This window comes from Paenibacillus chitinolyticus (assembly GCF_045038035.1).
Taxonomy (GTDB): domain Bacteria; phylum Bacillota; class Bacilli; order Paenibacillales; family NBRC-103111; genus Paenibacillus_F; species Paenibacillus_F chitinolyticus_A.
Genome location: NZ_CP173427.1, coordinates 4398083 through 4420400, shown reverse-complemented (window position 1 = coordinate 4420400; position 22318 = coordinate 4398083). Strand labels below are relative to the sequence as shown.

Genomic DNA, 22318 nt, shown 5'->3' with positions numbered 1-22318 from the left:
CGGACGCTCAAACTAAAAGTAGGGGATTACCGGATGCAGAAAAAGATTTTGATCGTGGAAGACGATATCCATATTTCCAACATCATTAAAATGAATCTCAACATCGTGAACTATGCGACGGCGGAAGTGTACGACGGTTTATCCGCGCTCGATGCGGTCAAACAAGACAAATTCGATCTCATTCTGCTGGATGTCATGATCCCTAAGCTGGACGGATTTGCGCTGATGGAAAAAATTCAGTCCTCCGGAATCCCGGTTATTTTTCTGACGGCGAAAAACTCGGTGTACGACAAAGTCAACGGACTGAGGCTGGGGGCCGACGACTACATGGTCAAACCGTTCGAAGCCATCGAGCTGCTGGCCCGGATCGAAACCGTGTTACGCAGGTACGGCAAAGAAGAACGCGTGATCGAGTTTCAGAACCTTCAAGCGGACTTGAACAAAAGAGAAGTGACCTTGCATGGGGAACCCGTCGAGCTGACACCGAAGGAATACGATCTGCTGATCGTGCTGCTGAGGAATAAGAACATCGCCTTAACCCGGGAACAGTTCATTGATAAAATATGGGGGAGCGATTATTACGGGGAAACAAGAACGGTCGATATGCATATCAAATCGCTGCGCAAGAAGCTTCACCTGCAGGATCACATTAAGACCATCTACAAAATCGGTTACCGGCTGGAGGATTAACCGATGAAATTTTGGCAAAAGATTTATTTATTCTCGATTCTGGTCTTCGTCTTTATCTTTAATGCGGCTTCCGTCATGGTCATCGAGCGGAGCCACGGCAAAATGCTGGATCAGGAAATCAACGGCGCGTTAAGCCAGAACATGAGCATTCATTCCAGCGTCGATGCCATTGTTCCGATTCTTCGTATCTACGATTCCATCGATTATGAGAAAACGGTACTAACGAACATAGCCAGCGAATTTGTGGCGAAGAATAGCGACCAGCACATTTATTTGGAAATCTTGGACGATACGAACCGGGTCATTTTCAGCAACAACGATTTCAAGATGCCGGAGCACCGCGAGGAACTGGACAAGCTGGCCATGGATGAAATCCATTATATTTTACGGGATATCGGCAATCGTACCCTGTTATTTACATCGAACCATACGGAAATCAATCACAAGAACTATGTGTTCACCTACACGAAAGACGTGACTCCCTTATACCAGGATCGCATGGATCAATACGGTTTTTTCATCAAAGTGGACATTGCCGCCTGTTTGCTCTATATGCTCATCATGTTTTTCGTGAGCAGGGGATTGACCAAACCGATTGATCGTCTAAACCGGACGGCCCGGGTTATCGCACAGGGCGGCTTTTCGGAACGCGTCCGCCTGAAATCGAAGGATGAAATAGGCGTTCTGGCACAAAATTTTAATGAGATGGCTTCGGCTGTCGAGGAAAAAATAAATGATCTGAAGCGGCATAATGAAGAGAAACAAAGGTTCATTGATAATTTTACCCATGAATTAAAAACGCCGTTGACTTCGATTATCGGATACGCCAACTTCTTGAGGACAACCAAATACAACGAAACGCTGTACTTGGACGGCTTGAACGTCATTTATTCGGAAGGCAAACGCCTGGAGTCGCTTTCGTTGAAGCTGATGGATCTGATTGTACTTCAGGAGGATCATTTCCACTTGGAGGAGCATGATCTGGGAACCGTCGTTGCCGAAATCGTGCCTGCGCTCGTGATGATGGCCAAGGAACACCGGGTTACGATTATCACCGATTTGGAGGAAGGGAGGCTGCGCTTGGAAAAGGATTTGATTAAAATTTTGATTTTTAATCTGGTCGACAATGCCCTCAAAGCCTCCGCAGAACAACAGAGCATTACGATTCGGACTTACTGGCGGGACAGCCGCTGCATCCTTGAAGTGATGGATCAAGGCATCGGGATTGCCGAAGAGCATCGGGACAAAATTTTTGAACCTTTCTATATGGCGGATAAAGCCAGAACGAGAAGCAGCAACGGAGCGGGCCTGGGCCTCGCGATTTGTCAAAGCGTAGCCGTTATTCATCATGCCGTGATCGAAGTGAGCAGCCTGGAAAACGAGGGCACGACAATCGGAGTCGTTTTCGAGCGGACAAATCCGGAAGGCGGGATGAATCCATGAACAAGCTCGCCCTGATTATTCTATGCGCATTATTTCTGGTTTTGGCGACAGGGTGCGAGGGGGTTTTCAATACGGTTAAGAAAGACACGGTTCTGGTAAAAAAAATCACCCGGGAGCATAAACCGGACGAAGTGAAATACGAAGGCGTTCTTGCTCAGGATACGGTGAAGACACTCAGCCTCAATGCGGTCAACAAAACCTACAACGTGAAGCTGAAGTTGGAAGAAGCCCGATTCGAACTGATGGCGGTGGACCGGAAGAAGCTCGAAGATCTGCTGAATAAGACGGAATACGGGGTCAGACCGATGCTGGATAAGAATCAGAAGTTAAAAATCGATTCCGAAACGGAATTGAATAAAGTCCCGGGCGGTTTATTTTATGTAACCTTGACCCGCCTAGCCGATCCCAATGAAGTGTATGAACTTGTTCTGAACGCGAGAGACGGCGAGGTACTGAAAGTTTCCAGTGACATCTCAAAACCGGCCCCTGTCGAAAAGGAACCGAGCGTAATCCAGGACGGGGAGATCGAGACCGCTAACCGGTTTATTCAGGAAAAGGGAGCTTATGCCTTATCCGATCTGATTCCGGAAGTGAAGACAGTCCGGAAGGGCATTGCTGCGGAAGTGTATTACACGAGCAAGGAAACTCACTCGTTAGTCTACAGTGTCAGGGTTAATTTAAGAACGAATCAAGTGATCGGATTCAGCAAGGACATCATGGCTGTTCTCGGTTATTTTTCAGTGTCGTAGGCCAGGGTATTACAGGCCGGCTGCAGAGGCAGCCGGCTTTTTTTGTGTGGTCCTTTTTGTCTTTTTTACAAGTTCTATATAAGTCTATCTAACTTATCCTATATTCGCGTACTACACTGATGGAGTGCCGCCCGCGAGTGAAGGAGAACGTCAGAGAAAATGGGAGTAAGGAGAGAGTATGAGAAGGAGCAGCAGGAAACAACTTCAGTACCGCCGAGCGATATGGATGAGCATAATCGTGTTAACGGGAATGGTCTGGTCGTTATATAAGCTGTCCGCGTCCCTGACTTTAGCGAGTGCAAGCCTACCTTTGACGGAGCTGGCCGTCTCGCCCGGCAAAAACCATGCAGCGCTGCAAAATGGGACAAGCCGTTATAAAATCGTGATCGATCCGGGGCATGGGGGCAAGGATCCCGGCGCTGCGGGAGCGAGCGGTAAGCAGGAGAAAGCGTACACGCTCGCACTTTCTAAAAAGGTGTTCGACCAGCTCCGGCAGGATCCGGTATTTGAGGTGTTTATGACACGTACGGACGACACCTTCGTCGAACTGGAGGACCGTGCCCAAATCGCGAATGAGCTTGATGCGGACGTATTCATCTCCATTCATGGGAACACCTACAAGGATCCCGATGTATCCGGCACCGAAACGTTTTATTACGCGGACGATAGTTTTGCGCTCGCACGCAAGATTCATGGGCAGCTGGTAAAATCGACCGGATTCAAGGACCGCGGTGTGAAAAAGGAAGGCTGGAAGGTACTGAGAGACAGTAAACATCCGGCTGTTTTTCTGGAAGTCGGGTATCTCACGAACCGGGATGACGAAACGGATATGCTGAGTGAAGCCCATCAGATTCGAACCGCCCAAGCCATTGCGAATGGAATCAAACAATATTTCGCGGAGTTTTAACTTCATATGCAAAAGAAGGGAAGGATCCACATGAGAAAAGTTTCATTCATTCTAATCGCCATCGTCCTTATGGTTTCGGCCTCGGCTTGCAGCAGTCGTACGGGCACCGGAGAGGCGGCCGGAACCCAAAACGGGGATAAGACAACACAAAGTCCGGACGGAGGAAAGACGGAAGGAAAGAAATCCGACGGCGGCCCGAAAACGATCGTGTTTTCTACGTTTTTTCCGGATGATTTCTTTAAGGAAGCTAAAAAGAACTATGAAGCGAAGCATCCGAATATCACAATCGAGCTGAAATATGTGGAGACGGACGATGCACACGGAGAAGAGAATAGCGAAAAATTTATAAAAACGACGAATACCGCCCTCTTATCCGGGAAAGGCCCCGATTTGATCGAAATGGATTTATTGCCCATCGGAAATTATGTGAACAAAAAATTGTTGGCCAATATAAGCGAAATGATGGATAAAGATCCAACCTTTAAGAAAGAGCAGTATTTCACGAATATATTGGACAACGTGAAGTTAAACGGCGGGATTTATGGAATGCCCTTGAATTTCTTTACCTACGGATTCATCGGGAATGAAACGGCGATAAAGAAAAGCGGATTGAAAATCGACGACAAGAACTGGAATTGGAGCCAATTCGCCGACGTTGCCAAAGAGTTGATGAAAGACGGAAATCTGAAGAATAAAGCCGCGTTATTTAGTACGCCGGAGTATCTGCTGAATGAGAGGGTTAAGGAGCAGTACGCCGCGTTTGTGGATCCCGTGAATAAAAAGGCGAATTTCGAGACGGCTGCTTTTACCGGGCTCATGAAGCAGGTGAAATCCCTTTTCGATGACCAAATTGCCACGGAAAAGCCGGTTCCGGCTTTGTTCAGAAATGAATCGATCGTTTCGCCGGAATATTATATCCGCGATTTGAAGCAGAGCGAATATTTCTCGAAAGGGTATGAGTTTACATCCAAGCTTTACGCCAAACCGCACGCGGAAGGGCAGAAAGCCGGAGGGTACTTCCGGACTTATAAAACCATCGGGATTAACGAAAAGTCTACCGTGAAAGAGGAAGCATGGGATTTCCTTAAATTTATGCTGTCCGATGAGGTTCAACAGGGGCCAGACCATGCCGGGTTTCCGATGAACAAATCCGTTTACGAGAAGCGGGTGAAGGAGCTGCTGAAAGTAGGGAAAGTGAAATCCGATCAGGAAATGGGTGTTCTGAAGGACAAAGTGTTCGACATCACGGCCCAGGATATTCAAGATTTGGACCGGTTCCTATCCGAAGCGATTTATCCCGTCGAATTTAAGCCTTCCAAGATCGAAGAAATTATCTCGGAAGAGGCCAAATCTTATTTCAAAGGGCAGAAATCAGCCGAAGCCGCAGCGAAGTTAATTCAAAACAGAGTGACCACTTATCTGAATGAATGATCAGGGTTCGAGGTGATAACATGGCGGACAAGCTTTATCGGGGCAAGCCGTTCAAACGAATGGCCCAGGATTGGACCGCCGTTTTTCTTTTCTTGGGGCCGAGTTTAACAGGATTTGCGATTTTTTATCTGATTCCGTTTGCCATGGGGTTTTTCTACTCTTTTCAGGACAGTACGCTTGACGGCTCTTTTGTCGGTTTCGAAAATTATAAGGAATTGCTCGCGAGCGGATCTTTCCGCAATGCGGCAGCCAATACCTTTCTTTTTACCTTTGTAAGCGTGCCGCTGATCCTTGTCCTGTCCTTGGCAGCTGCTCTCTTGCTGAACCAGAAACTGTTTATCCGGAATTGGCTGCAGACGGCTTTTGTTTTGCCGCTGGTGGTACCCGCAGCTTCTGTCGTGATGATTTGGCAAATTTTATTCGACTGGAACGGTTCTGTGAACGCGTGGATGCAGAGCTTGCATTTGGAGCGGATCGACTGGATGAAATCGGACTGGTCCGTCGGGGTGCTGGCTGTCGTGTACAGCTGGAAAAATATCGGGTACAACATCATTTTATTTTTGGCGGGTCTCCAAAGTATACCGAGGGACTATTACGAAACGGCGGATATCGAAGGCGCCGGAACATTCCGCAAAACGGTTCATATTACGCTCGTGTATCTGACTCCGACGATGTTTTTGGTCGTGCTGATGTCCATTATCAATTCCTTCAAGATTTTCCGGGAAACGTATCTGATCGCGGGCGATTATCCGTACGACCGGATTTATATGCTTCAGCATTATATGAACAACATGTTTCTGTCGCTGGACATTCAGAAGCTGACGGCCGCGGCAAGTTTAATGGTCGGCTGCATTCTCATCCTCGTGACCCTTTTGCTTTACATAGAACGGCGCTTTAGACAGTTCATGGATTAGATGCAAGGACGGTGATAACGTTGACTTTATTCCGGAAGGTCTTGCTGACGCTCGTGATGGGAGTTATCGCCGCGATGATGCTGTTTCCCATTGGGGTCACTTTTGTAAACTCCCTGATGACGGAGGGCGAAATCGCCCATAATTATGATCTCATCGGCAAAATGTCCGAAAACGCGGCAGGAGAGAAAGAAGGCTTTGTCAATCTGAAGCTGATCCCGGACTGGCTGTCGTTCCATCAATATATGGAAGTGCTGGTGTACAAGCCGGTGTTCCTCCAGATGTTCTGGAACTCCGCAGGGCTGGTCGCACCTATCATCGCCGGGCAAGCTCTGGTCGCGTCTATGGCCGGTTACGCTTTTGCCAAGCTCCGGTTTTGGGGGCGGGATAAGCTGTTTGTCGTGTATCTCATGACGATGCTGATGCCGTTTCAAGTTACCCTCGTTCCCAATTATATGATGGCTCAGAAGCTTGGACTATTGAACACGGCATCGGCCATTATTTTGCCGGGCATCTTCAGCGCTTTCGGAGTTTTTATGCTCAGACAATTCATGCTGCATATTCCGAATTCCTATATCGAAGCTGCCCAAATGGATGGGGCCGGGCATGTGAGGATTTTTTACAAAATTATTCTTCCGCTCATTCAGCCTGGAATCGCCGGGTTGATTGTCCTGCTGTTTGTTGACAACTGGAATATGGTCGAGCAACCGCTTATTTTTCTGGAAGATTCGTTCAAGCAGCCGTTATCTTTATATTTGTCGCGTATCAACGAAGGAGCCAGGGGCGTCGCTTTTGCCGCATCCGTGCTGTATATGACTCCCATGGTGCTGCTGTTCTTACATGCGGAGTCCCATTTTGTCGAAGGGATTCAGTTATCGGGAATTAAAGGATAGCCGGGGCCTGCGAGTCAAAAGCTCCTTCTGAAATGTAAGAGGTGGTCCTAATGGAATTGCTGCATGCCGGGCAGGCGAGTGACAGACGCAAAAGAAAGATTCGTCTCTTTTCCGGTTTATTTATCGGCCTTCTGGTCGTATTTACGCTGCTCAGCAACACGTTCTTGGCTTTGACTATCCCCAAGGTCGCGGTTGTAGTACCGAGCCGGGGCCAGCTTGTTCATACGTTCAAAGGCAGCGGCGTCATCAAGTGGAGAGCTGAAACCGCCTTAACGAACAGCACGGGGTGGAAAGTGAAGAAGGTGGAAGTGAAGGAAGGGGATCGCGTCAAGAAAGGGCAGACGCTGGTGACTTACGACAGCATAGATGCGGAGCAGGATATCCTGGACCAGCAAGCCGGTCTTAATAAGCTCAAGCTTACTATGGAAGAACTGCAAAGCCATTTTATCGAAGCGTCCCAGAACGGAGAAGAGAAGAGTATTGAAGACGCCAAGCGTGCCATGGAAATTCATAAAATCGATCTGGAAGTCCAGCAGCGGAAAATACAAAATCTTCAGGAAAAGTTGAAAAAGAACGTCAAATTGACGGCTCCGTTCAACGGAATCGTCACGAAGGTAAACGCCAAGGAGGGGCTTTCTTCCGAAAATGGAGGCTATGATGTCCGCCTATCCGACGAAAGCCTCGGTTATGAATTCGAGCTGTCGGTCCCGGTCGATATCGCTGCCGCGCTAAAAGCGGGGGACAAGCTGGAAGTCCAAGTGGATGGTCCCGCTGCCGAAAAAGTCGAAGGTCAAATTTCGGAAATCCACGAGCCCGGTGCCCCGGATAAAAGCAAGACAGATGAAGGCAGCGCCGGTGAGGGCGGTAAAACGGCCATGAGTGTGCCAATGAAGCGTCTTCTGGTGACGCTGCAAGATACGGGCTTGAAGGAAGGCTCCGGTGTCCGGGTGGAGCTGAACAGAGCGACAGATCCCGATATCCTAGTGGTAGCCAATAAAGCCATTCACGAAGACAACACCGGAAAATACGTCTTTACAATCGAAGAAAGAAACGGTCCGCTTGGCAACGCCTTTTATATCCGCAGAACATCCATTACCGTCACTGACTCGGATGATAAAGTATCGACGGTCACTCAAGGCCTATTCGAACAACAGCAAATCGTAGTCGAGAGCAGCGAGCCTTTGCAGGATGGCGATAAAGTGCGGATGCAATAAGGACGCATGAGGTTGAGATCCGGAGGTGCCAAAGAAACGGAATCGCAAACGTTAGCGGAGAGAGATCTTGAGGGGTCTCTCTTTTTTGATTTAATTAACCTACGTATAATACTCATATATAAACAATACAAACATACTATTGTCTTTTATGACGTCATAAATTATAATTGTGATGTAATAATTAACCGGCATTTGCGAATCATCTTATTTCACCTTATAGAGGAGGAGTTAGCTTGTCACAGGCTGCAGGAATTAGAGGAATCGGGATCAGCGGAATGGGGAGAATCGGGCGTCTTGTCGTCCGGAAAATGTTTTCGGATAAAGGGCAGACTTCTCCGCTCAAGGCGATTAATACCATTTATCCGGCGGAAACGTTGGCTCACCTTTTAAAATACGATTCGGTCCACGGAAGATGGGACGCGGATGTGACGATCGCCGACGGGTGCCTAGTCATTAACGGGCAATCCATCCGGCTGACATACGAAAGGGAACCGGAGAACATTTTGTGGGGACAGATGGGAATCGATCTCGTCATTGACGCCACCGGCAAATTCAACGACCGTCAAGGTTCTCAGAGACATCTGGCCGCCGGAGCTTCCCGAGTTCTCATTACCGCGCCCGGCAAGCAGATGGATTTTACCGTCGTGATGGGCGTCAACGACCGGCTCTATGATCCAATCAAGCATACCCTTGTATCCGCCGCATCCTGCACGACGAACTGCGTCGCTCCCGTGCTTCATATTCTGGATCAGGCGTTCGGCGTCCAGAGCGGATGGATGAGCACGGTGCATTCCTATACATCGGATCAGAAGCATCTGGACAATCCGCACAACGATTTGCGCAGAGCGCGGGCGTGCACGGAGTCGATCGTTCCTACAACGACGGGCGTAGGTAAAGCGCTTACAGATGTCCTGCCTCACTTGGCGGCACATGTTCAAGGCGTTTCGCTTCGCGTGCCGACGCAGGACGTTTCGCTGGTGGATTTGACTGTGAAGGTGTCCCGCACGGCTTCTCTGGAAGACGTTAAAGCGGCTTTCCGTAAAGCGGCGGAAGGTGCCATGTCCCCGTATGTCGCCTACTCCGAAGAGCCGCTCGTGTCCGTCGACTATGTGGGCTGCCCGAATTCCGCTGTCGTGGACGGTCTCTCCCTGATGGCGATGGGCGATCAGATCAAAGTGCTTGCCTGGTACGACAACGAATGGGCGTATGCCTGCCGTGTCGTGGAATTGGCGGGGCTTATGCAGGAGAAAGCCAATTCACTGCCGTCCCGCGATGCCGAGGTCAGCAGCATGTTCGCCTAACTTCCCGTGCTCTGTATGGTATACTAAACAACAGAAAATAAAACGTCCAAAGTTCCCGAAAGCGGGAACTTTTTCTTTTGCGGGGAGTCTGTTTGTTCAGAAAAGAAAGGGGGGAGCGCGTGGACGACGAGTATTTGAAGTACGTGTCCGAACTTCATCCGTCCGATTTAAGAACCTTAATGGAACGGCACGGGGAAGATGTATGGAACTATGCGTATTTTTTAACGAAAAAACGGGATCTCGCCGACGACATCGCGCAGGATGTGTTTGTAAAAGCGTTCCGCGGCGTCGCTTCCTTCCGGGGAGAATGCAGCGTGAAGACCTGGCTGCTGAAAATTACCCGGAATACCGCGTATTCGTACCGGAGAAAAGCTTTTTTCCGGCGGGTGATCCTGGCCGATTACGTCCGGGGAGAAAGCCCGTCCGCCGAAAGCGAATTCCTGGAACGTCATGTGGCCGACGAGGCATGGAAAATCGTGCTGGAGCTTCCCGCCCACTACAGGGAGGTGCTGGTGCTGCAATCCATGCACGGGATGTCGGTAACGGAAATAGCGGCCGCCCTGGAAATTTCGGAAGGGACGGTAAAATCCCGCATCCATAGAGCGCGCCGGAAAGCGGCTCAACTAGCGAAAGGAGGATTCCGGTATGAAGAAAACGGAAATTGAGACGGGTCCGTTTGAGCTTTCGGAGAGGCCCTTTAACCAGCCGATGTTCGGAACGGAGTCAATGGATGCCGTGGAACGGAAGGTATGGAACGGGGGCGGTCCTGAAGCGGGCAGGCCGGCAAATCGACGCAAACGGCTCTATCTGGCGGGAACGGCCCTGACTGCCTTGCTCGTTTGTTGTGCCGTTCTGTTTATGGGGCCTCTCGGGGATAAAGCGAACGGAACGATCCGGGACTTGACGACACCCCGGTATCCCCAGCGTGTAGAAGCGAAAGAAGGCTTGATGCTGGTAGACGATTACTCGATGAGCATGGCCGGCCAAAAAATGGAATACTACAGCGGCGGTTACGGCAGGTTAGTCGTCGATCCCGGGTTTAAGACGGTGCAGCAGTTCCGCCGTGGAGATGTGCTGTATTACCGGCTGCCGGCCATTCCCGGGTTTACGCCCAATCCCGAAATCAGCGGGTCGGACTCTCAAGCGGCCCGTGTGATCGGACTGCCGGGAGAAAAGATTAAGATCGAGAAAGGCCGGGTTTACGTGAACGGGAAGAAGCTGGATACGTTCTATGGACAGGCGAAGACGGTTGGGCTGGACGAAGCCGCATACTTCAAGAACATGAAAGCATCGGGCAGAAAGGATGCCTGTTCCCCGGACTGCGTTAAAGACACGAAAAACTATTTCAACACGAATATGGCGGAGACGACAGTGCCGGACGGATCTCTCTTCGTCCTGGGAGATTTCTGGGCGAAGAGCCATGACAGCCGGGAGTTCGGAGCATTGGCGCAGGGGAACATTCAGGGGAAAGTGCTGGGATACGATGAAGCCGGAGCCCGCAGCCCTCACCAGACCTTTGGCTCCGGAAATTTGTGGTTTACCGGAATTCCGGGTAAGCTCGGCATCTTGAATCAGAAAATTCTTACCTCCAGTCCTAATAAAATCGTCTGGCATTTCTGGGGAGCCCGGGAAGAGTTCGAAGGGAAAAATTTACGGATCGAAGGCATTCATACGAGTGACGGCGTTAAAAAACCGGTGCTGCTGCAGGAAGACGGCAGCGTCATATGGGAATACGAGTGGGGGCCGGCCTACGGTCCGATCAACGGGGCGGACGCGAGCCTGCCCTCGCTTATCAAGCTGGACGAAAGCGGACAGTGGCGCCTCGACTTTTACTTGGGCGGGAAATTTTTCGCAAGTATGTTTGTTAACGCGGAGTAGCTATGGAGATCATAGAAAGCGCAGCAGATATAAATGATCGAACCGAGAAACGGAAAACCATAAGCGGCAGGGATGAAAAGATTCTTCCGCCGATATCATTCGCGTAAATTTGACTTGCCACGAACAGGCAGCAAAAACAGGAAGGAGCTAGCGGCCGTATGGTGCCGGAGCTTCTTCTTTTCTTTGCCCGGCGGCAAGAAAGGCTGGCACACTCCCGCCGCCGGGGTTACGATAGGAGTAACTATTAGGCACGTTGGCGACAAGGGGGGGTTCCACGCCATGAACAAAACCGACCGCATGCTGGCGATCATTTTGCGGCTCCAGCGCAAGGGCACGCAGCGCGCGGAAGATCTCGCCGCAGCCTTCGAGACGAGCGTGCGCACGATCTACCGCGACATGCAGGCGCTCTGCGAAGCGGGGGTCCCGGTCGTCGGGGCGCCGGGACAAGGGTACTCGCTCGTCGAAGGCTACTTCCTGCCGCCGGTCAGCTTCACGGCGGAAGAAGCCGTCACCCTGCTGCTCGGCATCGAATTTGTCGAGCAGCAGTTCGACGAGGCTTCCCGCGCCCAGGCGGATGCCGCGCGGGCGAAGCTCGAGGCCGTGCTTCCGGAGCGGGTGCGCCGGGAGTCCCAGAGGCACCGCGAGGGCATGAAGCTCCTCGCGGGCCCGGGAAGCGCCGCCGGGAACGGGACGGCGGCGCTGGCTCTGCTGCGCGGCGCGGTGCTGCAGGAGCGCACAGTGCGCTTCGCCTACGCGGCGAAGGATACCGCCATGCCGGGTGGCGAACGGCTGACGGTGCGCGAAGCCGATCCTTACGGGCTGGTGTACTTGAACAGCTCGTGGATGCTGATCGCCTTCTGCCGGCTGCGGCGTGAAATCCGGCATTTCCGGTTGTCCCGGATCAGCGGGCTTGCGCTCCTGGAGACCACCTTCGAGAAGCCGGAAGAGTTCGACCTCCGGTCGTACAAGCCGGCGGATGACCGGCGGGAGGAGGTCCGGCTGCTTTTTCGCCGCGAGCTTGCAAACCGGGTCCGGGAAATGAACTACTATTATATAGAAGAAACGCAAAATGTGGAGCAGGGCCTGCTCGTCACGTTAAAGGTCAGATCGCCCGAAGAAATCCTCCATTGGGTATTGAGCTGGGGAGCGGGTGTTGAAGTGCTGGAACCCGAATCGCTGCGCGTCCGGCTGCGGGAAGAAATTCGGCGCATGGCAAAACGCTACTGACATACTGTTGTCAGCAGCGCTCTTTTATACTGGGTATAACTTCACCTTAAAGGAGAGAACGACCCATGCAAACGAACCAAAACCAAAGCCTGAACCAGAACCAGAACCAGAACTTGAACTTGAACACGCTCGACGCTCTGAACCGCTTCGAACAATTGGCCGAGACCTACATTCAGGAACTGGAAAATTACAGCTTGGAGGAGCTGACCCGCAAGCCCGATGAAGATCAATGGTCGCTGGGTCAAATGTACGTGCATTTGATCAAGTCGGCTTTATACCGGCACCTGCCTATTATGGAGGCCTGCCGCACTTCGTCCGGTTCGGAAGAGGCGGCCGGGAAAACGGAGAGCGGCGTAGAAGCTTACGCCCGGGGCAGCTACCCGCCGATCCGGATTCAGGTTCCGCCGTCCAAGGAATACACGCCGCTTCAACCGGAAAGCAAAGATGAGCTCGTAAGCGGCCTTCGCGAGGTCATCCGCGCCATGCGTGCCATCCAGCCGACTCTTGCCGATATTCCGGCCGCCAATACGGTGGAGCATCCCGGCTTCGGGGGATTGAACGCGGTGGAATGGTTCTCGCTGGTGGAAATGCACTACCGCCACCATCTGCGCCAGAAGGAGCGTTTGGACGCTTTTCTGCGGGAGACGAAGGAAGCTGCCGGGGCCTGATAGCTGCCGGATGAAGGTAAGACGCCTTTATATGCGAAACCGCAACGCCCGGCAGGATCTCATCTTGTGATGCGGAACCCGGGGTTCACATAAACGGAGGCCGCCTGTCCTACATAAAGGACGGACGATGAGCGAAGGCCGGATAAAATCATAAGCTGCGTGTCGGCAGCGCAAGCAGCCCAAAAAGGAGCAGGCTCATAAATGAGCTGCTCCTTTTGGTATGAGGCGGCGTGGTTTATCGGCTATGCTTGGAGCCTCATCCCATGCCCTATGTACCCGGCCCTACGTATCCGTGCTTACGTCATCCCACTCCGCATCCATATAGCGGACCAGCCAGTTCAGAGCCCGGTGCCTTTCCATAACGACGCCGCCGTCCAGTCCGGCAGGAGCGGGGCGGCCGTTGATACGGGCGTCTACGCAAGCCCAGTCATAGCGGTAAATCCGGTCCGCTTCCTCGAGGATGTCTGCTTTCGAACGGACTTTTGCCTGCTCATGGAACGTTTCAAAATTCCCGGCCAGCCTCAAAGTGTCCACGGCGGCCTGAACGTCGCATACGGAGCCGGGATAGCCCAGTTCTTCCACGTATCCGAGGGACCAGAGCAGAACCCAGTAGCATTCGTACATCCAGGCGAACTGGATGGCATCCGTCGGATCGGGTGAATCGCTTTCGAGAAAAGTCCGTTCTTTCTCCGTAAAGAAAGGGGAAGCGCCGTACAGCTCGATAACGCCCTCGATAAACTCTTTCGCTTCTTCGATGTCCGCGCCTTCGGCAAGGTCCGCGCCGTACATGGCGATCATGCATAGAGCGGCTGCGCGGGCGGCGATTTCCTCCTTCGTCCGGATAGAGGCGAATTCATCGCCGTCGATGACCGGCAAATGCTCGATGACGGGCACGCCCTGTTCCGTCAGCAAAGCCATATTCCGTTCTTTTCGCGCTTCGGCGGACGGTGACGACTGGATATGGGCGTCGATCAGATCCGTGCTGACCGTGACGGTGAAATCTTCTACCTCGGACTCCCCCTGTGCGCTCAAAACCACCCGGCCCTCCGGGTTCAGCAGCTGGCCGGTCGGCAGGAACAAAACGGCATGCACGCGGGACGCCGCCTCCAATATCCGGTTCAGGGTGTCCGGGTCGATCTCCTTGGAGGATACGATGCCGACAGCGGCATTAAGTGCGGAGATCTGCTTGAGCACTTTGGCTTGAATGTGTTCGTGCGGCGTTTCGATCTGGCTGAAAAAGCCGTACATCCCCCGGATCATCGGCTCGAATTCCCCGGGATTGCCGTCCAGCGTCATCAGGGAAAACGTAACGGTCGTTTTGCTGAAAAGCTTTTTATCCACAACGGTAATCTGGTTCCCGTCCGGCGAAATCTGAACCTGCTTGTCCCCGAAGGAGGTGCGGATGGCCTCCGTTATTTTTTCGTACCCTTTTATCGAGATATAAAGCGTACATTGATTCATGCTGCACTTCCTCTCATCGCGTCGTTAACCCTATCATCATACCGAAAAACCGGTAAAGTTGTAAAATGTGGTATTCTAGCATTAAACCTAGGAAGATAGGAAGGATTCATATGATCGGTTACCCTAAGCTGGACGAGAGGGACCCGCAGCCGCTGTATATGCAGCTCTACGTTCATATTAAGACCGGCATTATCCGGGGCGAGATCGCCGAACATACCCGCCTGCCGTCTATCCGCAAACTGGCCGGCTTTCTCGGACTAAGCACGACACCGGTCGAATCGGCTTATCATCAGCTTCTTTCGGAAGGCTATATCGCGAGCAGGCCCAAGAGCGGCTATTATGTGGAAAAGCTCCCCGAGCCCTATGGAAAGCTCAGCTCATTACCTGTGGCGGAGCCCCCGCCGTTCCAGGAGGAGGAGCCTGACGCGGCCAGGAAGCGGAGGTTCCGCTACGATTTTCATCTGTCGCGGAACGATTTTACCGCTTTTCCATACGGGACCTGGAAAAAGCTTGCGAACGAAATGCTCGCCCCGGATAACGAGAATCTGCTGTTCTTCGGGGACCCGAGAGGCGAGCGAAGGCTGAGGGAGCAGGTCGCCGCCTACCTCCGGCAGATGCGGGGCGTGGAATGTTCTCCGGGGCAGGTTGTCGTCGGAGCCGATCCGTTTAATCTAGGCGTCATTTTGAGCCAGATTTTGAAGCGGTACGGTGCGCGGCTCGCCATAGAGAACCCCGGCTACCCGCTGATCCCGTCGATTTTCGGCAGGGCGGGCTATGAGATCTTACCCGTCCCGCTGGAAGACGACGGCATCGACATCGGGCGGCTTCACGCCACCGGGGCCCGTCTCGTCACCGTCACGCCTTCGCACCAGTTTCCCCGCGGCATGGTGATGCCGGTCTCCAAGCGGCTGAAGCTGCTCCAGTGGGCGCGCGATACGGGCGGCTTCATCCTCGAAGACGATTACGACGGTGAATTCCGCTACCACGGGCGTCCCGTTCCGGCCATGCAGGCGCTCGTTCCCGGGGCCCCCGTCATTTATTTGGGCGGCTTCGGCCAAATTATGGCCCCGGCTCTCTGCGTCAGCTATATGGTGCTGCCGGACAAGCTCGTGCCGCTTTTCGACGCGCTGCGCAGAGAAATGATGTTCGAGCAGTCCGCCTCCAGGCTGCATCAGCATACGCTGGCACTTTTTATGGAGCGGGGCTATCTGGAGAAGCATGTGCGCAGGATGCGCAAGCTTTACCGGAAAAAGCACGACAGGCTGACGGCAGCCGTCGGGCGCATTTTCGGCAGCCGGGCCGCGGTGATCGGCAGGGACGCCGGGTTCCACATCGTGCTCCGCGTGCGCAGCGAACGGCCGGAGGCAGAACTGCTACGGCTGGCGGAAGCGGCCGGCGTTCATGTGTCATCGGCGGCGTTTTACTGGCCGGGGACGGTTCCGCCGGAAGGCGGGAAAGATTTTATGGTCGGATTCAGCGGAATTGCGGAAGAGGACATCGAACCGGGTATACGGAAACTGAAAGAAGCGTGGTTCGGCGGCGCACATCTGTCGTCTTGAATTTTCCGAATCTGCTCATTTTGAAATAGATAGTTTATTGGTATAACTAAGGTACACATGATCTAGGAGGATTTGAAAGCTATGAATGAAAAAAGCGACTGCCTGAGCAAAACGGGAGAACCGGTGCCCGTACGTTTTCTGGAAGGGAAAAAGGTCTATTTGCGTCCCGTTGATACCGGGGACACGGAGACGTATTTTCAGCAGCTGTTTCAGCCGCAAACCCGCAAGTTGACCGGTACGCAGAAACATTTTACAAGAAACCAGATCGAACGCTACATCGAAGGGAAATCGCAGGATACGTCAAGCATTCTGCTGCTGATCGCCCTGACCGAAACCGACGAGGTAATCGGGGACATCGCCCTGCAGGATATCGACAGCTACAACCGCAGCGCGGGCATCCGCATCTCCATCGACAGCAGCGGAAACCAGGGCAAAGGCTGCGGCACGGAAGCGCTCAACCTTATGCTGGATTACGGATTCGGCATCGTGAACTTGCACCGGATCGAACTGAACGTATTTGCCTATAACGAGCGCGCTCTGCACGTATACGAGAAAATCGGCTTCAAAAAAGAAGGCGTGCAGAAAGAAGCCCTCTATTACAATCACAAATACCACGACTCGATTCTGATGGCTATCCTCGAACACGAGTACCGGGAGCTTCACGGGCTGTAAGGTTTGACCCGGGTTGCTCTTGAAGAGTCCTCACCCTGTTTCCGCCAAAAAAGATCCTTCTTCCACTAACCCGGGGTTAGATGGAAAAGGATCTTTTTCAATTCGCTTAATTCGCCGGCTTTGCCTCTCTCATCACTCTGCAGACCAGCCGCATCAGCTTTCTTTCCATGGCGGGGAAGAGATGGAAGAACACTTTCGTCGTGATGCGGAGCGGGACCGGGCAGATGAGAACTTTGTTCTTCTCGATCCCTTTCAAAGCCAGGGCGGCGAATCGGTCGGGACTCATCATTTTGCGCTGCTTCACCGATGCATTGATCCGTTCCTTATCGAGATTGATGGCGCAGCCGTTCTCGTAAATCGCCGTATCGACATGTCCAGGGCAAAGTGTCGTGACCTTAATCCCGTACAGCTCCGCTTCGTAGTGCAGCGAGGTCGAAAAACCGACAACCGCGTGCTTGGTAGCGGTATAAGCGGACACCATCGGAGTCGGACCGAGACCGGCGGCCGATGCCGTATTGACGATATGGCCGAAGCCCTGCTTCCGCATAATGGGATAGGCCGCATGAGTGCCGTAAAGGACACCCCAGAAATTGACCGCTACAATTTTATTCCAGTCGTCCAGACTCATATCCTGAAATTCCCCGTACATCGAAATTCCCGCGTTGTTGAACAAATAATCCAGCCGCCCGAAATCATCGGCCGTTTCTTGAATAACCTTCCGGACCTGGGAAGCGTCCGTTACGTCCAGCGGAACAAACCGTGCCTGACCTCCCTCACCGGCGATTTCTTTCGCCAGCTCTTCTCCTTGCGCGGCATGAATGTCGGCAATGACCACGTAGACGTTTTTCGCGGCTAACTGCTTGCACAGGGCGCGCCCGATACCGGAAGCCCCACCCGTTACGCTGGCCGTTTTAAGCGGATTGTGCATAAACCAACACCTCCCTTGAATTGTGAACAAGGACAGTTCAGAAGCTTCGGAAGCGGATCGGTTATCCTGCCGTTACCTAAATTATTCCATGATAACGCTCACAATTAAAGAGGGGGATATTGGCAGAAATATGTATGAAAGGAAACAGTTTTGTGACAGAGGATGCTATACTAGGTGGAGAACCATGAAGCTGGGGAGAGCAGATGTTTTAGAAAAGGGGAGCAGCATATGGCCGTATTTAGATGCGATTGCGGTAAAAATTTATCCAATTCGAGGTGTCCTAACGACATCCAATTGATTCTTTTTACGGATTACGAATGGGATTCCATACAAGAAAAAGTGCACGATGGAGCAGATATCTATGATTTTGAGCCTAAATACGACGTATGGCGCTGTCCCGAATGTGCACGTATTTATGTATTTAAGGGTGTGAGTTTGTTGTACCAATACAAATTGGAAAAGTAGGTTAGATTCATGAAACTGAACGGTATCGACTTTTCAGCGGAAGAAATCGAGGAAATTGAGCTTTTAAAAGAATTATGTAAGGGTATGACCGCCGACGGAGTTGAAATGGTCTGCTTTAAGGTGCTTTCGGATTTATTGAACAATCGTGTCAGGTTCGAAGACATTCCGAAGGAAGTATTACGGACGACGCAGCTTCAGATGAACAATTATGTTGATTTCTGGTCGGATGTCGATTGGTTTGACAGCCGGAAGGCTGAGAGCGTGGCTATAAAATTCAGTAGGATGTTAGGGAATTGAGGTCAGCCGGAGAGCCCGGTTGGCCTTTTTTTGTACTTCATCAAAAAGTGCTTCGATTTTACAAAATACGACAAAAGTTCCTAATGCTAAATGAAGCATTGTCCACTAACATTGTAGGTTGTTGGTTCTTTATTTTATTCGAGGCGGTGGGGGAGAAGAGGAGTAAGCTGATTTTTGCATGGTTTTTTTACAAAAAAGAAAGAGTTAACCTCTATTCTTAAGCATTATATTAAATTATTTAATGGTTAATATTGCTATATAACGCATCGATTTTCAAAAGATCGACAGCATGTCACAGGTACTCCGGAATTGAGATTGCCCGGTGTGTTTTGGTGCAATTATTATTCAAACGAGTATCTAGCGTTAATGAATTGCAGAGAGCAAGTGGAATCATTTGATTGGTGGAAGAAAGAGGATATGGAAGAAGGGACAATGACCTTTCTAAGCGAAGACCCTAAAGAGTTGGTGGAGCCCAATTCTTTAGAGGAAAATGCCAGACAGCATTTTGGTGAAGAGGTGTTTCTTGCGAAAGAAAGAAGTTAAATACGTATGAAAGAAAATAGGCAGCAAATTGGTGTAACACAGGATTATTGACTCTGGTAAGATTTTATATGAATTTTCGGTAGGAAATCGAGCGGCACAAACTTTAAAGATAGGAACGATCCTCAAAACAAAATTCTTTTTGAAAGGTTAACTTCGGAACTAAAAGAAATCAAGGAAGAACTAGAGAAATACCACTGGATACGCGGCTATACTTGATATACGGAAATTTAAGTTAAGTGTAGGAGATGTAGGTAATGCAATTTAAGATACAGGAGGGTCAGGATGGGAGATATTTTACAGCCATTTTTGAGAATAAAATAAATACTAAAGGTTTGTTTAGTATGCCAGTAACAATAAAAACATCAGACGATTTCTATAGATTAAGAAAACTAACTTGTAATAAAGAATGGAAGTGGATGTGCGGAGAAGATGAAATTAGCTATTTGGTTATGTAACAATGAGTGGTCCTTGTGATATTGATATAACTTTTGGTTTAAAATTAATTGAGTTGACCCATAATACTCACTGGAAAGAATTTGTAGAATGTGCATCAATGCAATTATGGTTACGGCAGTTATGTTCTAGTTTATCTCCCGTTTTTGGTCCACCCATTTATACATCTGAGTACACACAATCTACGGATTTTGTTAGTAAGGGAAAAAGCTACGATGAATTATTAGCACATTTGAAGGGGAGTTACGGCTCTATTGGATCAAACATAAGTAAAGATAGCTTCAATTACGTTTATCTAGAAAGGCTTTCTGAGCGAGGACCCTAAGAGTTAGTGGAGCCCGATGAAAAAATAATGCTAGACAGCATTTTGGTGAAGAGCTGTTTCTTGCGAAAGAAAGAATGTAACAGACTCGGATGATAGATTTCAGACTAATTTTAAGTAGCAATTGAATTCAAATGTTGCCTTCCTTTTTGCTAAGTTATAGAAAGAGGGGATGAACGTAATGTCAGAAGAGTTTACAGAACTTCGTGTATTAAAACGAACAAGGAAGAAGCCGCAGGATGGAGACATTTTTGTCATGGAACCGAAAGAAAATCTCTTTTATTTCGGAAAAGTGATCAACGCTAATGTGGAGAGTAAAAATCCTTTTTTTAAAGGGTGGTATCTTGTTTATCTCTACAATACTCCTTCTGACACTAAAGAAATTTCGGATAATCTTGATCCCAATAATTTGTTAATTCCCCCCATGGTTATTAATAAACAAGGTTGGTTGCAAGGTTATTTTGAGACGATTGGCTCAGAAATCGTTACGGACGAAGAGAAAAGTATTGATTTCGGATTTTGGGACATGACAAGGGAAAAATTCTATTCTCTTACAGGAGAAGTCTTGAAGAAAAAACCTGAAATTTTTACTGGTTACGGATTAATAAGCTACGGAGGAATAGGCCGAGGTATACACAGATTGCTTTCAGGACAACCGCACAATCTATAAGGGATAATTCGCAATAATGGATATTTATATCAAGCAGGGAGGTTTTCAAATGCCCAGAATGCTTGAAGGCTTGAATGCCGAATTATTTAAGACATGGGTTCAGGAGGAAATTGAGAGCGATGAGGAATTAAAAATGCTGATTAGGCAGGCCAAAATGGACATTGCAGGTAACAAGACGTACACAACCGAAGAAATTCTGGAGGCCATTGAAAAGGGCCGCCTATGAACATCAAATGAACCAAGCAGCCAGGGATAGTTTAAAGCAAATCCAGTGTCAGAACTGCACGCGGGAAGAGACGATTGAATCGGGCGGTTAAGCCCAATCGAACTTGACCTAAGTTCATTGGAGGTATGAATACATGGGCCCACTAACAATTTTGGGAGCAGTTTCTGCAAGTATGGGTTTGGTTCAAATTATGTTTCCTAAGTTCATTTTAAAACTAAAACCACTTGGTATAAAGAACTCAGAACAAATTAAGCAAGGAGGTTATATCACTCTACCATTGGGTGTAATTATAATCATTTTTGATAGTATAGTAATTAAATAAGTCTTTGTAGAAATCTGTTTGTTTCTTTCGTAGAATTTAGACTTCATTTGAAAAAACACATCGTGATTTGCATACAATGTGTTTTTTTGTGTTGATTTAACAATGTTTAGGGTGCATGTTTAATGGAGCAGAACCCCGTCCTTTTTGTTTTGCTTGCAGCGCTTTATAAATTAGGATAGGTAAGATATTGGTGCCAAAGGGAGGATAAAAATGAACACATCTGAGAATTTAGATTCCGATATTCCAGACTTGGTGAAGAAAATTATCGTTCCACTCAGAGGTAAGGAAATAAACGAGCATTCGTTCGCTGAACTATTTAAGAAATTAGTATATTTACAAGGTGCGATAATGGATGAACCGGTTATTAGCAGGAAAATTGCCGGCTATCTATTCTACCTCTACACTCAACTTGAGATACAGGAAATCTATGCGAATAATGAGCAAGCTATAGCCATTCAAGACAAGAGAACACGTTTACTAACGTATCTTAGACAAATTTTTGGAGATATTCGCGAAAATAGCTAGTTTTGACCAACCACAGGTGATCAAGAAATATTAGAATATGAGGCGTGTTATATCTGTTATATTTTGTATATGTTTAATTTATACTTAGGGGAGAAATTGGATTTGGTCATACCGCAGCTTAAAAGAATTCTAATAAGTAGTGAACCGCAATCTGCAGTATGAGGTGAAGTCATGTTTGAAAACATAAATTTTTATCCTGGATTGGTTAAATATAACGAGTATAAGATCGATAACAATATCATATTGCATGGGGACAATGACGATTTACAAGAAGATATGTTTTTTGTCAGGTATCCGAATAACTACGCATTAGATGTAGGTTGGTATTTAGGAACTCAGAGTTTTTTGATTTTTATTGTACGGGATTTAAACTGGGACGAGCCGATCCTTAGAAAGGAATGTTTTACTTATAACGAATTAGAAATGAACGTTATTCAATTATCGGATTGGTTAAAGCGATTAAACCAAGATTTTTTATAAAATTTTTCTTGCACGAAATTGAGTAATTCTTAGGGAGTGCAGACAATTGGAGATTTTGAGGTGGTTACAGAAGTGGTACACAT

At 49.5% G+C, this 22318-nt stretch carries 25 protein-coding genes; 23 read left to right on the top strand and 2 right to left on the bottom strand.

Translation table 11 applies throughout. The annotated features are described in order from the left end of the window. The first annotated feature begins 33 nt into the window (after positions 1–33). From ACI48J_RS19960 to ACI48J_RS19900, 13 genes are all read left to right on the top strand, one after another. Complete coding sequence (locus tag ACI48J_RS19960; protein ID WP_405079937.1) at positions 34–690, top strand: response regulator transcription factor; 657 nt, start codon at positions 34–36, stop codon at positions 688–690. 3 nt (positions 691–693) lie between these two features. Next, the gene (locus ACI48J_RS19955) at positions 694–2133 is read left to right on the top strand and encodes an ATP-binding protein (RefSeq protein ID WP_405079936.1); all 1440 of its coding nucleotides are present in this window, start codon (positions 694–696) and stop codon (positions 2131–2133) included. Then, complete coding sequence (locus ACI48J_RS19950) at positions 2130–2882, top strand: hypothetical protein (RefSeq protein WP_405079934.1); 753 nt, start codon at positions 2130–2132, stop codon at positions 2880–2882. The genes ACI48J_RS19955 and ACI48J_RS19950 overlap by 4 nt, the downstream gene beginning before the upstream one ends. Before the next feature lie 226 nt (positions 2883–3108). Then, on the top strand, positions 3109–3789 hold the full coding sequence (locus tag ACI48J_RS19945) for an N-acetylmuramoyl-L-alanine amidase (protein WP_405079932.1): 681 nt from the start codon (positions 3109–3111) through the stop codon (positions 3787–3789). A 30-nt stretch (positions 3790–3819) separates the two neighbouring features. Continuing rightward, on the top strand, positions 3820–5220 hold the full coding sequence (locus tag ACI48J_RS19940; protein WP_405079930.1) for an ABC transporter substrate-binding protein: 1401 nt from the start codon (positions 3820–3822) through the stop codon (positions 5218–5220). 59 nt (positions 5221–5279) lie between these two features. Beyond that, positions 5280–6134: a carbohydrate ABC transporter permease gene (locus tag ACI48J_RS19935; RefSeq protein ID WP_405083257.1), complete on the top strand. Its 855-nt coding sequence runs from the start codon at positions 5280–5282 to the stop codon at positions 6132–6134. A 20-nt stretch (positions 6135–6154) separates the two neighbouring features. Beyond that, positions 6155–7024 (top strand): carbohydrate ABC transporter permease, encoded by an 870-nt coding sequence (locus tag ACI48J_RS19930; protein WP_405079929.1) that lies wholly within the window; start codon positions 6155–6157, stop codon positions 7022–7024. A gap of 50 nt (positions 7025–7074) precedes the next feature. Further along, the gene (locus tag ACI48J_RS19925; protein ID WP_405079927.1) at positions 7075–8238 is read left to right on the top strand and encodes an efflux RND transporter periplasmic adaptor subunit; all 1164 of its coding nucleotides are present in this window, start codon (positions 7075–7077) and stop codon (positions 8236–8238) included. Between the two features lie 233 nt (positions 8239–8471). Next, the gene (gap, locus tag ACI48J_RS19920) at positions 8472–9539 is read left to right on the top strand and encodes a type I glyceraldehyde-3-phosphate dehydrogenase (RefSeq protein ID WP_326050548.1); all 1068 of its coding nucleotides are present in this window, start codon (positions 8472–8474) and stop codon (positions 9537–9539) included. A gap of 92 nt (positions 9540–9631) precedes the next feature. Beyond that, entirely contained in the window at positions 9632–10204 is a 573-nt protein-coding gene (locus ACI48J_RS19915; protein WP_405079925.1) for an RNA polymerase sigma factor, read from the top strand. Then, the gene (gene lepB / locus ACI48J_RS19910) at positions 10185–11417 is read left to right on the top strand and encodes a signal peptidase I (protein ID WP_405079923.1); all 1233 of its coding nucleotides are present in this window, start codon (positions 10185–10187) and stop codon (positions 11415–11417) included. Before ACI48J_RS19915 ends, lepB begins: the two co-directional genes overlap by 20 nt. 279 nt (positions 11418–11696) lie before the next feature. After that, positions 11697–12644, top strand: coding sequence for a helix-turn-helix transcriptional regulator (locus tag ACI48J_RS19905; RefSeq protein ID WP_405079922.1), 948 nt, complete (start codon positions 11697–11699; stop codon positions 12642–12644). A 65-nt stretch (positions 12645–12709) separates the two neighbouring features. Continuing rightward, positions 12710–13312: a DinB family protein gene (locus ACI48J_RS19900; RefSeq protein ID WP_405079920.1), complete on the top strand. Its 603-nt coding sequence runs from the start codon at positions 12710–12712 to the stop codon at positions 13310–13312. A 282-nt stretch (positions 13313–13594) separates the two neighbouring features. On the opposite strand, the gene ACI48J_RS19895 is transcribed toward ACI48J_RS19900, so the two are convergent. Next, positions 13595–14773: a DUF4272 domain-containing protein gene (locus ACI48J_RS19895; protein ID WP_405079918.1), complete on the bottom strand. Its 1179-nt coding sequence runs from the start codon at positions 14771–14773 to the stop codon at positions 13595–13597. A 110-nt stretch (positions 14774–14883) separates the two neighbouring features. Here ACI48J_RS19895 and ACI48J_RS19890 point away from each other — a divergent pair, with 110 nt between their 5' ends. After that, positions 14884–16332 carry a PLP-dependent aminotransferase family protein gene (locus ACI48J_RS19890; RefSeq protein ID WP_405079917.1) on the top strand — a complete coding sequence of 483 codons (1449 nt, stop codon included), beginning with the start codon at positions 14884–14886 and terminating at the stop codon, positions 16330–16332. Between the two features lie 81 nt (positions 16333–16413). Next, positions 16414–17004 (top strand): GNAT family N-acetyltransferase, encoded by a 591-nt coding sequence (locus ACI48J_RS19885; protein WP_405079915.1) that lies wholly within the window; start codon positions 16414–16416, stop codon positions 17002–17004. 106 nt (positions 17005–17110) lie between these two features. On the opposite strand, the gene ACI48J_RS19880 is transcribed toward ACI48J_RS19885, so the two are convergent. After that, positions 17111–17932, bottom strand: a complete 822-nt coding sequence (locus ACI48J_RS19880; protein ID WP_405079914.1) for an SDR family NAD(P)-dependent oxidoreductase — start codon at positions 17930–17932, stop codon at positions 17111–17113. 474 nt (positions 17933–18406) lie between these two features. Between ACI48J_RS19880 and ACI48J_RS19875 the strand changes: the two genes are divergently transcribed. The 8 genes from ACI48J_RS19875 (at position 18407) to ACI48J_RS19840 (ending at position 22235) form a co-directional block, all read left to right on the top strand. Then, positions 18407–18694, top strand: a complete 288-nt coding sequence (locus ACI48J_RS19875) for a hypothetical protein (protein ID WP_405079912.1) — start codon at positions 18407–18409, stop codon at positions 18692–18694. Between the two features lie 366 nt (positions 18695–19060). Then, positions 19061–19237 carry a hypothetical protein gene (locus ACI48J_RS19870; RefSeq protein ID WP_405079910.1) on the top strand — a complete coding sequence of 59 codons (177 nt, stop codon included), beginning with the start codon at positions 19061–19063 and terminating at the stop codon, positions 19235–19237. 254 nt (positions 19238–19491) lie between these two features. Further along, positions 19492–19692, top strand: a complete 201-nt coding sequence (locus ACI48J_RS19865) for a hypothetical protein (RefSeq protein WP_405079909.1) — start codon at positions 19492–19494, stop codon at positions 19690–19692. 501 nt (positions 19693–20193) lie between these two features. Then, positions 20194–20682, top strand: coding sequence for an immunity 26/phosphotriesterase HocA family protein (locus tag ACI48J_RS19860; RefSeq protein WP_405079907.1), 489 nt, complete (start codon positions 20194–20196; stop codon positions 20680–20682). Positions 20683–20698: 16 nt separating this feature from the next. Next, positions 20699–20908: a hypothetical protein gene (locus tag ACI48J_RS19855; RefSeq protein WP_405079906.1), complete on the top strand. Its 210-nt coding sequence runs from the start codon at positions 20699–20701 to the stop codon at positions 20906–20908. 133 nt (positions 20909–21041) lie between these two features. Beyond that, entirely contained in the window at positions 21042–21230 is a 189-nt protein-coding gene (locus ACI48J_RS19850) for a hypothetical protein (RefSeq protein ID WP_405079904.1), read from the top strand. 210 nt (positions 21231–21440) lie between these two features. Beyond that, entirely contained in the window at positions 21441–21755 is a 315-nt protein-coding gene (locus ACI48J_RS19845) for a hypothetical protein (protein WP_405079903.1), read from the top strand. A 171-nt stretch (positions 21756–21926) separates the two neighbouring features. Next, entirely contained in the window at positions 21927–22235 is a 309-nt protein-coding gene (locus tag ACI48J_RS19840; protein ID WP_405079902.1) for a hypothetical protein, read from the top strand. Positions 22236–22318 lie beyond the last annotated feature (83 nt).

What these genes read in the sequence shown, in the direction of transcription:
- ACI48J_RS19960 (WP_405079937.1), top strand. Translation starts at nt 34, where the DNA reads ATGCAGAAAAAGATTTTGATCGTGGAAGACGATATCCATATTTCCAAC.
- ACI48J_RS19955 (WP_405079936.1), top strand. Translation starts at nt 694, where the DNA reads ATGAAATTTTGGCAAAAGATTTATTTATTCTCGATTCTGGTCTTCGTC.
- ACI48J_RS19950 (WP_405079934.1), top strand. Translation starts at nt 2,130, where the DNA reads ATGAACAAGCTCGCCCTGATTATTCTATGCGCATTATTTCTGGTTTTG.
- ACI48J_RS19945 (WP_405079932.1), top strand. Translation starts at nt 3,109, where the DNA reads ATGAGCATAATCGTGTTAACGGGAATGGTCTGGTCGTTATATAAGCTG.
- ACI48J_RS19940 (WP_405079930.1), top strand. Translation starts at nt 3,820, where the DNA reads ATGAGAAAAGTTTCATTCATTCTAATCGCCATCGTCCTTATGGTTTCG.
- ACI48J_RS19935 (WP_405083257.1), top strand. Translation starts at nt 5,280, where the DNA reads ATGGCCCAGGATTGGACCGCCGTTTTTCTTTTCTTGGGGCCGAGTTTA.
- ACI48J_RS19925 (WP_405079927.1), top strand. Translation starts at nt 7,075, where the DNA reads ATGGAATTGCTGCATGCCGGGCAGGCGAGTGACAGACGCAAAAGAAAG.
- lepB (WP_405079923.1), top strand. Translation starts at nt 10,185, where the DNA reads ATGAAGAAAACGGAAATTGAGACGGGTCCGTTTGAGCTTTCGGAGAGG.
- ACI48J_RS19905 (WP_405079922.1), top strand. Translation starts at nt 11,697, where the DNA reads ATGAACAAAACCGACCGCATGCTGGCGATCATTTTGCGGCTCCAGCGC.
- ACI48J_RS19900 (WP_405079920.1), top strand. Translation starts at nt 12,710, where the DNA reads ATGCAAACGAACCAAAACCAAAGCCTGAACCAGAACCAGAACCAGAAC.
- ACI48J_RS19895 (WP_405079918.1), bottom strand. Translation starts at nt 14,773, where the DNA reads ATGAATCAATGTACGCTTTATATCTCGATAAAAGGGTACGAAAAAATA.
- ACI48J_RS19890 (WP_405079917.1), top strand. Translation starts at nt 14,884, where the DNA reads ATGATCGGTTACCCTAAGCTGGACGAGAGGGACCCGCAGCCGCTGTAT.
- ACI48J_RS19885 (WP_405079915.1), top strand. Translation starts at nt 16,414, where the DNA reads ATGAATGAAAAAAGCGACTGCCTGAGCAAAACGGGAGAACCGGTGCCC.
- ACI48J_RS19880 (WP_405079914.1), bottom strand. Translation starts at nt 17,932, where the DNA reads ATGCACAATCCGCTTAAAACGGCCAGCGTAACGGGTGGGGCTTCCGGT.
- ACI48J_RS19875 (WP_405079912.1), top strand. Translation starts at nt 18,407, where the DNA reads ATGAAACTGAACGGTATCGACTTTTCAGCGGAAGAAATCGAGGAAATT.
- ACI48J_RS19870 (WP_405079910.1), top strand. Translation starts at nt 19,061, where the DNA reads ATGAATTGCAGAGAGCAAGTGGAATCATTTGATTGGTGGAAGAAAGAG.
- ACI48J_RS19865 (WP_405079909.1), top strand. Translation starts at nt 19,492, where the DNA reads ATGCAATTTAAGATACAGGAGGGTCAGGATGGGAGATATTTTACAGCC.
- ACI48J_RS19860 (WP_405079907.1), top strand. Translation starts at nt 20,194, where the DNA reads ATGTCAGAAGAGTTTACAGAACTTCGTGTATTAAAACGAACAAGGAAG.
- ACI48J_RS19855 (WP_405079906.1), top strand. Translation starts at nt 20,699, where the DNA reads ATGGATATTTATATCAAGCAGGGAGGTTTTCAAATGCCCAGAATGCTT.
- ACI48J_RS19850 (WP_405079904.1), top strand. Translation starts at nt 21,042, where the DNA reads ATGGGCCCACTAACAATTTTGGGAGCAGTTTCTGCAAGTATGGGTTTG.
- ACI48J_RS19845 (WP_405079903.1), top strand. Translation starts at nt 21,441, where the DNA reads ATGAACACATCTGAGAATTTAGATTCCGATATTCCAGACTTGGTGAAG.
- ACI48J_RS19840 (WP_405079902.1), top strand. Translation starts at nt 21,927, where the DNA reads ATGTTTGAAAACATAAATTTTTATCCTGGATTGGTTAAATATAACGAG.